Below are 14,774 nucleotides of genomic sequence, written 5' to 3'. Positions count from 1 at the left end.
ATTGAAGTAATACATCAAATCCGCGATCAGCGTGTTTCTTGCGGCTTCGCCGTCCGGGTTGAGACAACCCGGACTACCCAGACGTATTTTTGACCTGGTTGAGACCTACTGGCGTTTGAGGGTCATCAGGTACTCGACGATGTCGACGAGTTCCTTTTCCGACAGCAGCTTTTGCAGGTCGGCAGGCATCATCGAGATGTCCTGCTTCTCTTTGAAGTCGATCTTGTTGACGGGGATCGTTCTCAAGAGGCCTTCGGCGTTTTTGAGTGTGACTTCTTCCGCGGTCTCACTCACGAGCAGGCCGACTTCCTGGACTCCATCGGTCGTGAGGATGTTGTACGACTCGAAGCCGTGGCTGATGCCTGCAGAGGGGTAGAGAATCGATTCATACATCGACTCGCGGCTCAGCTTGCTTCCGATCTCGGTCAGGTTCGGGCCGACTTCACGTCCCATGGTCTGGGCGATGTGACACTTCCCGCAGGTTCCGGTCGTGTGATAGAGCAACTTGCCGGCGGCGACGTCGCCACGTTTTTTGGCGAGTTCTGAAACGGGCGGAAGTGGCTTGGCGTCTTTGGATGGCGGGAGTGGATACCGCTGGGCTGCGAACGATTTGATCGCCTTATCATTCGAAGCATGCAGCAACGGGGCGATGGCTTGTGAGTAACTGTCATCGAGGATGCCTTCTTCGACCCAGGCCATGAGTTGCTTGCGTCCGCCGTCGAAGCCGCCGATGGCTCGGAGGGCTTCCCGCTTGAGGTTTGCGTTCTTGCAGTCTGGATTCGTGATGATGGCCTTGGAGACCGCGATCATCTTGGGATTGCGCGCCTGAGCGAATGCCTGCAGAAGTTTGTGGGCGTTCTCTGCGGCGGCAGCATCGGTGGAACTGGCGACTTCGATGGTCGACTTCGCGAGTGATTCCGGCTTCTCGGAATCCAGCAGATAGCCCGCCATGTCGGCAGCGAGTTGCGAGCCTGCATGGCTTGGCAGCTTCGCGAGGATGGCGGCATCCATCTGTTTGAGTTTCAGAGCTTTGATGACTCGAAACCAAGCATCATCGCTGGTGATTTTCGCCAGCTTCTCGGTGACGGCTTTCTCGTACGCGGGCTGCTGGTCGAGCTGGAAGTTCTTGAGACGTCTGACGGACTCCAGGAGGATCAATGTGTCGCGTTCCGGATCGCTGGTCGATGTTTCGAAGGCGAGTTTCGCGAGGGCATCTTGAGAGGCGGTGAGGTCGACGAAGTCCATGCTGCGGAAGTAACGCGGGAGATCGGCTGTGGGGACAGTGGAGTCTTTGATGATCTCAATGAGAAGACCAGGAGTCTGGGTGCCGCGGGAACGCCAGATGATGTCGCGTTGCTCGGGAGAAAATGAGGCGTTGTCTTCGTCTTTTGGTAAGTAGCTGACTAATACCTCATCCCAGATACCATCGCCAGCGAGCCCAATTGCCTCAAGCAGCCAGCGGTCACTGGAGTCGTAATTCTTAAGCCCTCTCATGACCATTCTTGATGCCTCCTCTGAGGGCATTAAACCTGATTCGCGCAACACACGCAGCGAGATCATCACTTCACGCAGTACGTTGGGTTCCTCGAGCAATTCGCGAACAAATGGTGGCATCATGGCTTTATTCTCTTTGACTTTGTGTTCGGTCATCAGTCTGCGACCGAGGCGAAGGTTCGTCATGAGCAGGTCGAGGTCCCCATCGGGGGTCAGTTTGGCGAGTTCCTCTTTCTTCCATTGATGCAGGTCGCTTTCCGGGTCAAATGGAAGACATCGGCCGATGGTCCAGATCAACTGAGCTTTTTGAGCTGGATTGAGATCAGAATCAACGGCCGCTTCTAAAGCGTCGCTGGCGTTTTCGGCATGTCTACTTAACGTCTGCCAACCGAGATATCGAGATGATGCATTCGGACTTAGAAGGGCTGTCACTGCTTCTTCTGCGGAGTCGACTTTCACTAATTGAGGCTTGTACTGATGCCCCTTCGGTGCGAGTCTGAAAATCCGACCCTTATCGATATCGACCATGCGGTGCCCGCCGACGCCGCCGTCGTACCAGTCGGAGATGAAGAGGGATCCATCGGGGGCGGTGCAGACGTCGTCCGGGCGGAACCATTGGTCTCGTTTGCCTTCGACGAGGACTTCCTGCATGGCTTTGTACCCTGCCCCATCCGGTTCAGGACGATAGACGCGGACGACGTTCGGACCCGGGTCGCAGTGAATGAGTTGGCCTTTGTATTTCTCGCCCAGCAGGTCGCCCGAATACCAGATCATTCCGCAGGGAGAGCCGGCGCCAGTGATGAGCATATTTGGAACGACGCCGGGGTCGTTCTGGTGCCAGTGACGGTCGGGAATCTCGTGTTCGAGATTGGTTCGATCTGCCCGCCAGCCTTCTTTGGTCATTTCGTCATTAAAGCCGTAATTGCCGTACTCCATGACGAAGTTGATGCGGGTGGCTTTGTTGCCGTCGTCGTCGTTGTCGGACTGCCAGATATTGCCAAAGGGATCGACGCAGAGTTCCCAGGGATTGCGGAAATTCCATGCGAGTGTTTCGACGTTGCTGCCGTCGAGGTCGCAGCGGAAGATCATCCCTTGTTGATAAGGGCCTGAGCCAGATTTAACTTCGCGTCCACTGCGGTCGATGACGAGCTTGCCGTTCTTATCGAGCAGCTGTCTGCATTCGTTGCCGAAGTTGAAATACAGTTTGCCGTCTGGTCCGAAGATGACGGTGTGGAAGCCGTGGTCGTGCTGGTCTTTGCCGCCGTCGGAAAAGAGGACGGAGTGGCGGTCTGCTTTCAGGTCGTTGTTGTCGTCGTAGAACTCGAGGATGGTTCGTGGCGTCGAGACGAGAACACGGTTGCCGAGGACCAGGATGCCGTGAGGGGAATCGATATCTTTGCCCTGGTAGAAGACAGTCGTCTTGTCGGCTTTGCCATCGTGATCGGTGTCTTCGAGGATGAGGATGCGGTCCCCTTCTTCACGTGGCTTGAAATCGCCGTTGCGGAAGTGACGGTAGTTGACGATCTCGCCGACCCACACCCGTCCGCTGGCATCGACTTCGATGGTCGACGGGTTGCTGATCATCGGCTCGCTGGCAAAAAGTGTCAGTTCGAGGTTGGGATCCTGGACGTCCAACTGTCGGACGGCATCTTTCGCGTCACGAGAATTTTTGGGTTCTTGTGCTGACAGCAAATCGGCTGAGAGGGTCATCGTCACGAGCGATAAAACGTGAGCAGCAAGCGCAAAGCGGGACGGGTTCATCGGGCTGTCCTTCGTGGAGGTGATCTGATGACGCGTAGCGAAAGCGATTTCAAGCATTCCTGCCGAGCATGGCAAGCAGCGATCCTGCGGATCGCGAGTTTTCCCGGAGAATTGAGGATTCTTGCCGGGAAAGACTCGCTGGTTCGCAAGCAGGATTGTCAAAGAGAGGAGACTGGAACGCAGAGGGAACAGTGTGATGCAGAGATCGCGGAGAAGATCAAAGTTGAAACTTCGCCTGCGTCACCACTGCTCACCACCGTCTGCTCCGCGTTCCCATTTTGGGTTCGCGTGATCAGCGGACGGTGATCACAATTTCCATTACTGCTTCTTGGCGAGTTCTTTGGTGAGGACTTCGGTCACGTCTTTGTTGTCTGGTTTGACGCGGGCGCCAATACGGGCGACGACGTCCCCGTTACGACCGATGACGAACTTCTCGAAGTTCCATTTGACGGGGCCTGGTTGAATGCCGTTGCCGCTGTAGCTGGTCAGGTACTTGTAGAACGGGTGTGCGTTCGGGCCGTTGACATCGACCTTCTCGAACATCGGGAACTTCACGCCGTAGGTGGCTTCGCAGAATTCGCCGATGTCTTTGGCAGACCCTGGCTCCTGGCCGCCGAACTGGTTACATGGGAAGCCGAGGACGACGAGGCCGTCTGTTTTGTGCTTGTCGTAAAGTTCCTGGAGACCTGCGTATTGTGGGGTATTGCCACACTTGCTGGCGACGTTGACGATGAGGATGACTTTGCCGGCATACTGGCTGAGATCAGCGTCTTCGCCCGTCAGCGTTTTGACTTTGAAGTTGAGGGCTTGTGGTGGTTCAGCGTGGGCTGATGACATGGTGAGTCCTTGAACCAGGGTGAAGGTTCCGAGCAGCAGGGTGAGAAAACTCAGCTTCATGAGGCGCTCCTGAAATCGTTTGGCGGGAGTATCGTCCGACGAGACATTACGAGGGACGAGAGATTATAGGCGGGAGGCGAGCGGAAGAACGGGGCATTCATGGGAATTCAGAATTGCCATGACGTCCTTTTGTCTCTGACGAATCAACTATGATTGATGTGCAGAAAGAATGCTATCTTTACGGCGGAGAATTTTGTCAAATATCAATGCGGTGTCCATTGTTCTGGTCGTCAAGGCGTGAATTGAATGTTTGACTGGCATGATTTGCGTCTGAGAGTTTTATGCATCGTATGCGTCATGAGTCTATCGACTTCGCGCCCTGGTTGTGCTGCGCCTCCTGCGGGAGTGGAGAACGCCATTCGCAGAGGAGTCGATTTTCTAAGCAATCATACGATCCCGCCGTATGAAGCAGGGCTGGTCGCGTATGCGATCATCAAGGGAACCCATCAGACTGACAGTCCGGCGGTCAAAGCCAATCTTGAGAAAGTACTCAACAAGTTTTCGGAAACTGAATACAACCCCATTCATCATCATTACTACGAAGCAGCGATCGATGCGATGGCGCTCGAGGCGGCTGATCCCGTCTTTTATCAACCTCAACTGCAGTTGATTGCTGATTTCATCATCAAGGGGCAGCTACAAAGTGGTGGGTGGTATTATCCCAATCAGAATGGTCCGGGCGGTGATACCAGCATCACTCAATATGCGTTACTCGGCTTGTGGGCCACGATGAGAGCTGGCGTACAGGTCCCTGCGAGTGTCTGGGATCGCGCTGGACGTTGGCATCTGGCAAGTCAACGTCCCGATGGATCGCATGAGTATCATCCAACGAAAAATGGAGCGTCGACGCTTTCCATGACCGCCGCCGGTTGTGGATCACTGGCATTGATTAATCGACTACTGTTCGGAGAATCGGGCATTGCCGGTCGAAAGAATGAGCAGAAGAAATTTGGCATTCTCAAACAGGTCAATCTTGATCGGCCCGATGCTCCAGCACCCGAATTGAATGGTCCTGTTTCCATCAATTCCAGTCAGTTAACAGAAGCAGCCAAGCGTGCCTTCACTTGGATCAGCCCGAGGCATTCTTATTTACCCAACGGAAACGTTCAACAATGGCAGTTTTACTACACGTACACCGTCGAGCGTTTTTGTTCGCTGAATGAAATTCAAGAGATCAATGGGATCGACTGGTATCAGGACGGCGCGAGTACGCTTGTCAAAATTCAAAATGTAGACGGCAGCTGGTATCACTCTGAAGCCATTTATGATACGTGTTTCAGCATCCTTTTTCTCAGTCAGGCGACAGGGCAGATTCTCGGCTTCGATCGCGCAGAAAAGATGATTGGTGGTGGAATGTTGATTGGCGGTCGGGGACTGCCGGATGATCTGGCGGGGGTCGTTCTCGAGAACGGGACAGTTAAGAATGACAATCCTGCCGAAGGCATGGACGCGATCATGAAGAAGCTTTCCACCATGAATCTGGAAGTTCTCGAAGGAGATGACAAGCAACTCGACATCCCTGCCCTGTTAAAAGACCCCATGGGCTTAATGGCGAATAAGCCGATCTTTTATCAGCTCCTGGAAAACAAGGACCCGCAGATCCGGATGCAGGTCGTGACGAGTCTGATTTCAGCAGATCGCATCGAAGCCTGTGGACCACTCATCGAGAAGCTCAGAGACGAGAACTGGGGGATCGTCGCGGAAGCAAACCGTGGCTTAAAGCTGATTAGTCGCAAGCCGTTTGGAGTTGGCGGGAAGAGTGATCCATCGGGGTACTTGCCGGACGGCGTCACAGAAGAAACCGCGACAGCAGAGCAGAGAGAAGCAGCAAAAGAGCGGTTTCACGTCGTTGTGATCAACAAGTGGGCTGAGTGGTACCAGAAGGCATCAGCAAGGTAATCATACTTCACGTGTGCCACGGCTGTGTCAGCCGTGAAGAGGGGAAATAGTTTCTGGCGTCGACTTGGAATTGGGGGCGAACGCTTGCCTATCGCCCACCCTCATCCGTCGTCGAAGCGCCGACACCTTCTCCCCTCAAGGGAGAAGGGGCGGAATACGGCTTCACTTTGGGGAATCAATCTGGAAATGCTTACTGTACTTCGGCGACGATGATTGTGACATCGTCGGAATAGTTTCGGGAGCCGACGAAATCTTTGAGCGATGCGGTCAGCGTATCGAGTGTTTCTTGTGCGCCGCGGACTTTGCAGTCGGTGATCGTCTTGTCGAGGCGAGGGACGCCGAAGAGTTCGTCGAGATCATTGTGGGCTTCGATCAGGCCGTCGGTGTAAAAGATCAGACGGTCTCTGGTCTGCAGGTAGATACTGGCTTCGTCGTAGGTGATCGAGTCTGTGATGCCCATCGGCAGGCGACCGGCTCGGTCGAGCGAAAAGACTTCGTTCGTCGAACAGCGTTTGACGCGTGGCGGGTTATGTCCTGCAGAAGCATACGTCAGCTTACGATTCGATGGATCGTAGACGCCGTAGAAGGCGGTCACGAAGGCACCGGAACGAAGTGTGTAATGCTTCGTCAGGTGACGATTGAGATAGTTCATGAACGCAGCAGGAGAATCCATCCCTTCGCCATCATGATCCCAGGTGTGGGCGATGCTATGCGTCATCGCCATGACGACAGCTGCGGGCGTGCCGTGGCCGCTGACGTCCGCGATCAGAATGCCCCATTTGCCATCAGGCAGCGGGAAGAAGTCGTAATAATCACCGCCGGCTTTTTGCGACGACTGGTAATAAGCGGCCAGCGACATCTTGGGGATTTCGGGCAGCTTTTGCGGCAGCAGGTCGCGCTGGATTTCGCCGACGACTTCCATCTCGCGCTGCAGCATATAGTTCATTTGCTCGAGCTGTTCAGCCATGACGAGATTCTGTGTCGCACGTCCGAACAAGTTCGAAATCCAGACGACTTCCGGGAGATCTTCGACCGAGAATCCATTCTCGACCTGGCGCATCGCGATCACCATATTCAGGGCTTCTCCGCCGTCGAATAATGGAACGGCTCTGAGTGATTTTTGATTCTCCATGTACGAGCCCGCCGGGTCATCGTCGTCAACTTCCAGCTGATCGATGACGTGGGGCTGATTGCTGTAGATCAGTTCAGACAGCAAACCGCCCGACATCAAAGGGAGCTGTTCCGGATTTCTCCAGGGATTCACCTGCTTCTGCCAGCCGGTAAAGCGGGTGATGCGGTAGTTGGGATAAGTCAACCCGCGTCGACTCAACGAGATGACGCCATCAGAAGGAAACAGCTTGCGCATACGGGCGCCATACGAGCGGACCATCTCCTCCGGGTTGGTCTGCTGGCTCATTTCCCGCATCGTATCGACGACCGTATCGAGACGTTCTTTGAGTGTTCCTGCGATGTGCCTGGTGAAGCGCAGTTTGGGCGCGGGAGCTAAGATGTTTCGACGCTCGTCAATGCTCTCGTAGAGACTCATACTGCTTTTCCTGTATCCCGCCAGATGGAAAGTCTGGGTTAAAAGTCGACACATCAGCGAGTCGGAGGTTCTCAGGAAGGTCTGAGTTGATCAATTGGGGGGAGTATTCGCTGCAGGTGTGTCGTTGGCAAGGGGGAGTTCATAACACGCCATTTCATGATGATCACGAACAAAAGCCCGATTCCCGACCAGAGCCGGGGGATTCCACACCTTGACCGAGTCAGAAAGGACCTGCAGGCTCGCCAGTTCCTGCCAGCTGTCGGGGGTCGCCTCAACCAGGACCATTTGCCCCTTCTCCGTCAGGATAAACAATTTATCGTGAGAAAGAAGAAGCTGACCGTGGCCGTAGCGTCCTTTTTTCCATTTGACGTCATTTTTGACGGGATCAAGCGCCATCAGAATGCCTTCGTCCAGGCCGTAGGCAATTCCATTATAAAGAACTGGGCTGGTGAACTTGCAGCGCATCGAGCGGGGGGATGTCCAGGCCTGGGTGGCATTGAACTTTTCGCCGTCCGCGGAGACTTTGACGACGGCAGCTCCATGATTGTAGCTGGCTGTGATGAAGATCTGATCGTCCGGGAGAACCAGCGGCTGGGCGACGTTGACGCCGGCGTCATTCTTGAACGGGTAGAACCAGAGGGTCTTGCCGGATTCAATGTCGTAACCACCCAGTCCTGCTCCGTCGAAATGCAGGATCTGTTCTTTGCCGCCCAGCGTCGCCAGTCGAGGGGAACTGTACCCGCATAGGTTTTCTGCATGGGAACCGCGTGACAGCCCTGCCCCTTCCCAAATCATGCGGCCTGTTTCTCGGTCATATGCGACGAGACCTTGTCCGATTTCTGAACCTGCGTTGTAGATGACATGATTACCCAACAGCAGCGGGCTGGAACTCATGGCCCAGGTGACGTTGGGCAGCTGGTATTCCTTGAGCAGATTGTGATGCCAGAGAACTTTGCCGTCGAACAGATCCAGGCAGTAGGCATCCCCTTCGCCGCCGAGGGTGTAAACACGTCCTTTTTCGTCGACGACGGGGGTCGAACGAGGGCCGAGCCCGCCCATGGCTTCGTAGAAACGAGCCTGGTAAAGGTGTTCCCATAGGGAGGCGCCGGTGTTCGCGTCGTAACAGGCGATCGCTTCCTGATCGCCACGTTGTTCGATCGTCAACAGGCGATCGCCGACAACCGCCATGGACGAATAGCCTTCGCCGACGGGAATCCGCCACTTCTCGACCGGCGGCTTGGTTGTCCAGTCTGTCGCGAGGACAGGGCCATCAATGATGCCTTCACGGTTGTGACCGCGGAAGTCGGCCATGTCTTGGGTGCCTATATGAAAGGCTTCATGGAAGGCAGCACGAGACTCTTCGTTGGCTGCGACGGGGAGAGCCGTCCCGCCCTGCTCTTCGCGGTGTTTAGCGATGCGGTCCTCGACCGTCGGCTCCCAGCGGTAGTGGAACGTCATCAGCATATCGCCATCGAACTCCACTTCGCGAACAGCGGCAATGGCACCGCCGACGAGCGTGAACAGCATCAGTCCTGCGATCACGATGCCGCGTCGCCCCCAGCCTGAAAGAAACGCCATCCAGATCGCCAGCAAAATAGGGGTCAACGCGATCAGGGCATGCTGGATCGTATTGGGCAGCGAATTCCCCATCGGAGAATACTCCCAGAACTCCACAGCGACGTAGATGCCAATGACGAAGACCGCCGACCCGATCAGGAACCAGAGATTGCGAATGAACGGAGCCTTTTTCGGACTGGTCACGGGAACTTCTGGCTTCGTTCCGTCACTGCCAATGCTGGACATGGTCGATGCTTTCAAGTCGAGGGATCGACAATTGGTGAATGAATCGGTCGTTCCGTTTCGGAAGAAATACTCTGCGAACCGGAGTGGTGTTGGAAATTTAATAAGACTATTTGACAAAATTCGTCATAATGTCAGAACCAGGGGCAGAAGTCCACTACAAATATCATACAAGAATCGGATTCTCACGGACATCTGTTCCGCGATTTGGCCGCCAACTCAATGCAGCAACCTGAAACGAGGGATGCATCAGGGCTTTTTTGAAAATCGATCTCAACGAATAAAGACTTCGGAATTCGTCCCGGCTTTCGCTACGTTGCACTGGTTTCATCCGTTATCATCAGGATTCCATCTCAATGCCAGATTGCCCCTGACGGAGTACGCAACATCGTGCCACAAGACACCAACGAAGGCTACTGGGTCGGCTTCGACCTCGGCGGGACCAAACAGCTTGCAGCTGTCTACAATGGCGACTACGAATGCCTGGGGCGGGACCGCAAGAAGACCAAAGGATATCTGGGCGTCGAGTCCGGGGTCGCGCGAGTCATTGAGACGATCCAGAATGCACTCAAGGTCGCTAATATTCCCGCCTCGCAAATCCGCGCCATTGGCGTTGGTTGCCCAGGACCAGTCAATCCTGACAAAGGAATTCTCCTCGACACACCCAATCTCGGGTGGAAAAAAGTGAATCTCAAAGAGATTCTCGAGAAAGAATTCAAATGCTCCGTCACCGTTGCCAACGACGTCGACTGTGGCGTTTATGGCGAATACCGCTTTGGCGATCATAAGAAGTCACGCAGCCTGATGGGGGTCTTCCCGGGGACCGGGATCGGTGCGGGCTTCATCTACGAAGGACGCATCTTCCGCGGCCATGGCATTTCCTGCATGGAACTCGGACACACCCGTGTCCTGCCCGGTGGCCCGCTGTCGGGGTTTGGACACGAAGGATCTCTTGAAGCAGTCGCAGGACGCCTAGCGATCGCAGGGGCGTCTGTTCAAGCCGCCTATCGTGGTCAGGCTCCCACTTTGATGGAACTGTGCAAAACCGACCTGGCTGACGTCCGCTCCGGCTCGCTCGCTGATGCCATCAAGAAGGGCGATAAGGCCATCGAGCAGATTGTCTATAAAGCCGGTCACGATATCGGCATCTCGCTGGCGGGCATGATTCACGTCCTGGCTCCCGAGATCATCATCCTCGGCGGCGGACTCGTCACTGCGATGCCGGAACTGTTCCAGAATTCGATCCAGGCGGGCATCGACAGCTGGCTTCTCCCGGCATACAAGGACGTCGCCAAACTCAAGATCGCCAAACTCGGCGACGACGCCACCGTCATGGGAGCCGCCGCGTGGGCGAGGCATGTCATGTCGACGGCGGAGATTAGTTGAGAACCAGAAGCTAAAGATTCACCACGAAGGCACAAAGAACACGAAGTTTCACGAAGGAATTTTATAAGGTCTGTCGTTTCTGTCTGATTTGTGCCCATCCGTGGTTCCTCTCCCTCTTTAAGTCCTCTGTGGACAATCGAAAATGAAACAAAACACGCTGCCTGCTTTGGAACAGTTTGCCCGGCCGCAGGTGGAACGCAGGCTGGTGGCGGTCATTGATGTCGGGACGACCGCGATTCGCATGGTTGTCGCGGAAGTCTGTAACAACGGGCAGATTCGCAAGCTCGATACTGCGATTAAAGCCGTCCCTCTGGGCAAAGATACCTTTCTCCAAGGGCGCATTCACAAGCATCGCATCGAGGAATGTGTTCGCATTCTCCTCAGCTATCGCGAGAAGATGCTGGAGTATGGGATCGACTCAGCCGAAGCGGTCAAAGTTTATGCCACCAGTTCCGTCCGCGAAGCAGAGAATAAACTCGAGGTTCTTGACCGCATTTTCATCGGCACAGGCTTGACCGTTCACGTCCTCGACGAAGCGGAAGTCCAGCGGACGATCTTCCAGAGCGTCCAGCCGCTGCTGCAGCAGGAGCCCAATTTCTGGACACACCAGACCATCGTCGTCGAAGTCGGTGGCGGGACGACGGAACTCGTTGTTCTTAAAGGACAGGAAGTCGTCTACTCGCAGGGATATCGACTCGGCTCGTATCGACTGCGTGAAACGCTCGAAAGCTATCAGACCTCCGATACGAAGCTGCGTCAGATCATGGAGATCGAGATTCAGCGGGTCGTGGAGCGGATCCCTTCGCATCTGGATCCCAACCTGCCGGTGAAAATTGTGGCGCTTGGCGGCGATATTCGTCTAGCTGCCGATGAGCTGATGCCGGAGTGGGATCAGAAGAATCTGTCACGCCTGCCGCTGGCGTCGCTGTATAACCTGGCCCATAAACTGATGGACCAGAACGTCGACGAGATCGCGCAGGACTATCACCTCTCTAGTCCCGATGCGGAATCGATTGGCCCTGCTCTGCTCGCGTATCACCATCTTGGGCGCGTTCTGGGGCTCAAAGAGCTTTACGTTTCGAAGGCGAATCTCCGCGACGGGCTTCTCATGGAAGTCGCGACCGGGAATCTCTGGAACGACGCCCTCAAAGCACAGATTCGCAAATCGGCGATCGCGCTGGGACGCAAATTCGGCTTTGATGAGGCCTACGCCGTCCAGGTCTGCGAAACCTGTACGAGCCTGCTTGCTCAATTGAAGAAGTATCACAACCTGGGCGATCATGCGGAACTGATGCTCATGGTCGCAGCGCTGCTGCATGAAGTCGGCATGAGTATCTCGGTGGCGTCGTACCACAAACACAGCATGTACATGATCATGGCCAGCGACCTGTTCGGCATGAGCAAGACCGACCTGCACCTGGTCGCCCTCGTCGCCCGCTATCACCGACGCAGTGCCCCCAAACCCAGCCACACCCCGTTCGTCACGCTGACACGCAACGACCGGATTACGGTCATCAAACTCGCCGCGTTACTGCGAATCGCGATCGCGCTGAATGCGTCCCGCCAGACCCGCAAACAGGAATTCGTCTGTAAGAAAGAAAAGAACCGCATGATCATCCGGGTCAGCGACCGCGATGATATTTCGCTGGAACAAATCAGCATCCGACAGAACGGGCAGTTGTTTGAGCAGGTGTTTGGGTTGCCGGTGACGTTGCGGGTGGCGCGGACGGAGTGAGTCTACAGATACCACAAAGAAATCAAATTGTCTAATGTTGGTTATAAATAATGATTAAGAACATCATTTCGAGAAAGTAGAGAAATGGCTGATACTGACTTCACACAGGAATCGCTAAATGGCTTCAGAGAGGCCGTTCAGTCTTTGAAGCTTTATCGCCGCGCTGATCTATTGGATGAGAACGGAACCGATCTTATAGACGAGTTATATGTTGATCCTCTGCCTTCTGATCAAGTATTGAAAAACATACTTGACACTAATACTACTTTCGTAATTGGAAGAAAAGGCACAGGTAAATCTACAATATTTCAACGGCTGCAGAGTGAATTAAGAAAGCGAAAGCATCAAACTTCCGCATACATAGATATTAAAACGGTTTATGAGTCGTCGCAAGTTGATCCTGATACACTTGTTAAGTTGAATATGTCAGGGATGGCTTCGCATCAATCTGTTGCTAAGTTACTGCTGTATCGAGAATTTATTAGATCGGTAATTAACGAAATTAAATCCGAGATCGGAAAGAGGCTGGCAAGTTCCTGGTGGGCTCAAATAAAAGAGCGATTTACTGGCAGTGCGGCTGAATTATTTGAAGAACTGGATGAATTGATTACTGAGAGTGACAGTAAGTTTACAAATATTTCAGACATTAAAGTAGTTGAACGAAAACAGTTAAATTCTTTAGAGCAAAAAAGCGGTTTTGAGAGCTCGATAGTATCAAAGTTCTCAGCTGCTCCAAATGTAGTTGCTAAGTTTGGCGAAGAGAAAAACAATTCTCAAAGTACTGAATCTCATAATGAGTTTACTGAAGTTTTACTTCGCGTTGTAAATATCAGGGGACTCGTAGAGCGAATAAAGGTGCTGTTGACGAAATTGGGAATTAGAAATCTCTACGTTCTAGTTGATGATTTTTCTGAGCTTCCTGAAGAGGCGATGAAGGTGGTTGTTGATGTTCTTCTTGCCCCGTTAAATAATTGGTCTGATGAGTTTGTAAAATTCAAAATAGCTGCATATCCAGGTAGGATTTATCTCGGACAAATTGATAAGACGAAGATAGACGAAATTTATTTGGACTTATACAAGCTGTATGGCTCAAGCGATGTAGTGAAAATGGAGGAAGATGGTACTGATTTCACCTTTCGGCTTGTTGAAAGCCGCGTAAGGCATCACTGTGGCCTTGCTGCCAACGATTTTTTTGAAGGCGATTTATCGGAGATCTGGAGGCAGTTATTTTTCGCGAGCATGGCAAATCCAAGAATACTAGGGTATCTGCTGCATTTTGCGTATGAGGGACGATTGATAAGTGGGAAAAAGATAAACCTCTCTGCAATTCACGATGCTTCAAAGCGGTTCTACGAAGAGAAAATCGAATCGTACTTTTCTATGGGGCGATTTTTGCATGAATCGTTTGCGGAGCGAGCTTCTATTTTTAGTTTAAAGGAGCTGGTTGAGTCAATTGTTACACGTGCGAAAGATCTTAAGAAACATGAGTCAAATGTGATTAAAAAGATAACGGGACGACCACCGACCAGTCATTTTCACGTGCCTGTTGAGTATGAGCCCTTGTTTTCAACATTAGAATTAAACTTCTTTATCACAAAGTATTTTGAGATGAGTGATAGGTCGGCACGCAAGGTTACGGTTTATGCACTGAATTATGGTCTATGCAATAAATATAATATTGGATATGGTCGGCCGCTGGGTGAGCGGGAGTTCAGGTTGTATTTTGTTGAGAGGTTTTTTGATTATACTGCCCTTGTGACTGCTTTTTTGGAGAGTAATCAAGAGATCGTTTGTGAGTCGTGTGGATACAGATACTCGTACGAAAATCTTCCTGCCCTACAGTTTTATAAAATGAAGTGTAGGGAATGTAGTGCTGGTAGCGTTAGAGTAGAAAACCTGTCTCGCAAGTATTCTGAGGAATTAAGTGCTGTTAACGATAACCTGCTTTTACCTCAAACAGAGCTGGGGATCCTTCAGACTCTGCACGTTGAGAGTGAGCCATTGAGGGCTGCCCATATCGCTGCTGAGTTAGACTGTTCTTATCAACTAATTGGAAAGAGAGCGAAATGGCTTGCCGATAAAGGATTAGTAAAACGTTACATGCTCCAGAATAATCGCGTTTTCGAAATTGAGTCTGCTGCGGAGAATATTTATTTTTCTCCAGATGATGTTGTTGAGTTGGAGATTCCCCCAGAAAGCAACGAATAAAAATGTTGAATACCATTTCTCCCTTTTTTTGCTTTAATATGAAGTCTG

At 52.8% G+C, this 14,774-nt stretch carries 8 protein-coding genes; 4 read left to right on the top strand and 4 right to left on the bottom strand.

Annotated elements, in window-relative coordinates; all coding sequences use genetic code 11:
• Nucleotides 1-105: 105 nt before the first annotated feature.
• On the bottom strand, nucleotides 106-3,255 hold the full coding sequence (locus tag SH248x_RS09400; RefSeq protein WP_459558277.1) for a PVC-type heme-binding CxxCH protein: 3,150 nt from the start codon (nucleotides 3,253-3,255) through the stop codon (nucleotides 106-108).
• A gap of 318 nt (nucleotides 3,256-3,573) precedes the next feature.
• Entirely contained in the window at nucleotides 3,574-4,152 is a 579-nt protein-coding gene (locus tag SH248x_RS09395) for a glutathione peroxidase (RefSeq protein ID WP_459558276.1), read from the bottom strand.
• Between the two features lie 297 nt (nucleotides 4,153-4,449).
• Here SH248x_RS09395 and SH248x_RS09390 point away from each other — a divergent pair, with 297 nt between their 5' ends.
• A complete protein-coding gene (locus tag SH248x_RS09390; RefSeq protein ID WP_459558275.1) occupies nucleotides 4,450-6,051 on the top strand; it encodes a hypothetical protein in 1,602 nt (533 codons plus the stop codon).
• A 190-nt stretch (nucleotides 6,052-6,241) separates the two neighbouring features.
• Here the strand turns inward: SH248x_RS09390 and SH248x_RS09385 are convergent, their stop codons facing one another.
• The gene (locus SH248x_RS09385) at nucleotides 6,242-7,597 is read right to left on the bottom strand and encodes a PP2C family protein-serine/threonine phosphatase (protein WP_459558274.1); all 1,356 of its coding nucleotides are present in this window, start codon (nucleotides 7,595-7,597) and stop codon (nucleotides 6,242-6,244) included.
• 90 nt (nucleotides 7,598-7,687) lie between these two features.
• The gene (locus SH248x_RS09380; RefSeq protein WP_459558273.1) at nucleotides 7,688-9,400 is read right to left on the bottom strand and encodes a PQQ-binding-like beta-propeller repeat protein; all 1,713 of its coding nucleotides are present in this window, start codon (nucleotides 9,398-9,400) and stop codon (nucleotides 7,688-7,690) included.
• Nucleotides 9,401-9,787: 387 nt separating this feature from the next.
• Here SH248x_RS09380 and SH248x_RS09375 point away from each other — a divergent pair, with 387 nt between their 5' ends.
• From SH248x_RS09375 to SH248x_RS09365, 3 genes are all read left to right on the top strand, one after another.
• On the top strand, nucleotides 9,788-10,783 hold the full coding sequence (locus SH248x_RS09375; protein ID WP_459558272.1) for an ROK family protein: 996 nt from the start codon (nucleotides 9,788-9,790) through the stop codon (nucleotides 10,781-10,783).
• 142 nt (nucleotides 10,784-10,925) lie between these two features.
• Complete coding sequence (locus SH248x_RS09370) at nucleotides 10,926-12,518, top strand: Ppx/GppA phosphatase family protein (protein WP_459558271.1); 1,593 nt, start codon at nucleotides 10,926-10,928, stop codon at nucleotides 12,516-12,518.
• A gap of 84 nt (nucleotides 12,519-12,602) precedes the next feature.
• On the top strand, nucleotides 12,603-14,726 hold the full coding sequence (locus tag SH248x_RS09365) for a hypothetical protein (protein WP_459558270.1): 2,124 nt from the start codon (nucleotides 12,603-12,605) through the stop codon (nucleotides 14,724-14,726).
• Nucleotides 14,727-14,774: the final 48 nt, after the last annotated feature.

Origin of the sequence: Lacunimicrobium album (assembly GCF_052161635.1) — a bacterium.
Lineage (GTDB): Bacteria > Planctomycetota > Planctomycetia > Planctomycetales > Planctomycetaceae > SXPC01.
The sequence above is the reverse complement of the archived record's forward strand: the minus strand, read 5'-3'. Positions and strand labels throughout refer to the sequence as shown.

What these genes read in the sequence shown, in the direction of transcription:
- SH248x_RS09380 (WP_459558273.1), bottom strand. Translation starts at nt 9,400, where the DNA reads ATGTCCAGCATTGGCAGTGACGGAACGAAGCCAGAAGTTCCCGTGACC.
- SH248x_RS09395 (WP_459558276.1), bottom strand. Translation starts at nt 4,152, where the DNA reads ATGAAGCTGAGTTTTCTCACCCTGCTGCTCGGAACCTTCACCCTGGTT.
- SH248x_RS09365 (WP_459558270.1), top strand. Translation starts at nt 12,603, where the DNA reads ATGGCTGATACTGACTTCACACAGGAATCGCTAAATGGCTTCAGAGAG.
- SH248x_RS09400 (WP_459558277.1), bottom strand. Translation starts at nt 3,255, where the DNA reads ATGAACCCGTCCCGCTTTGCGCTTGCTGCTCACGTTTTATCGCTCGTG.
- SH248x_RS09370 (WP_459558271.1), top strand. Translation starts at nt 10,926, where the DNA reads ATGAAACAAAACACGCTGCCTGCTTTGGAACAGTTTGCCCGGCCGCAG.
- SH248x_RS09390 (WP_459558275.1), top strand. Translation starts at nt 4,450, where the DNA reads ATGAGTCTATCGACTTCGCGCCCTGGTTGTGCTGCGCCTCCTGCGGGA.
- SH248x_RS09385 (WP_459558274.1), bottom strand. Translation starts at nt 7,597, where the DNA reads ATGAGTCTCTACGAGAGCATTGACGAGCGTCGAAACATCTTAGCTCCC.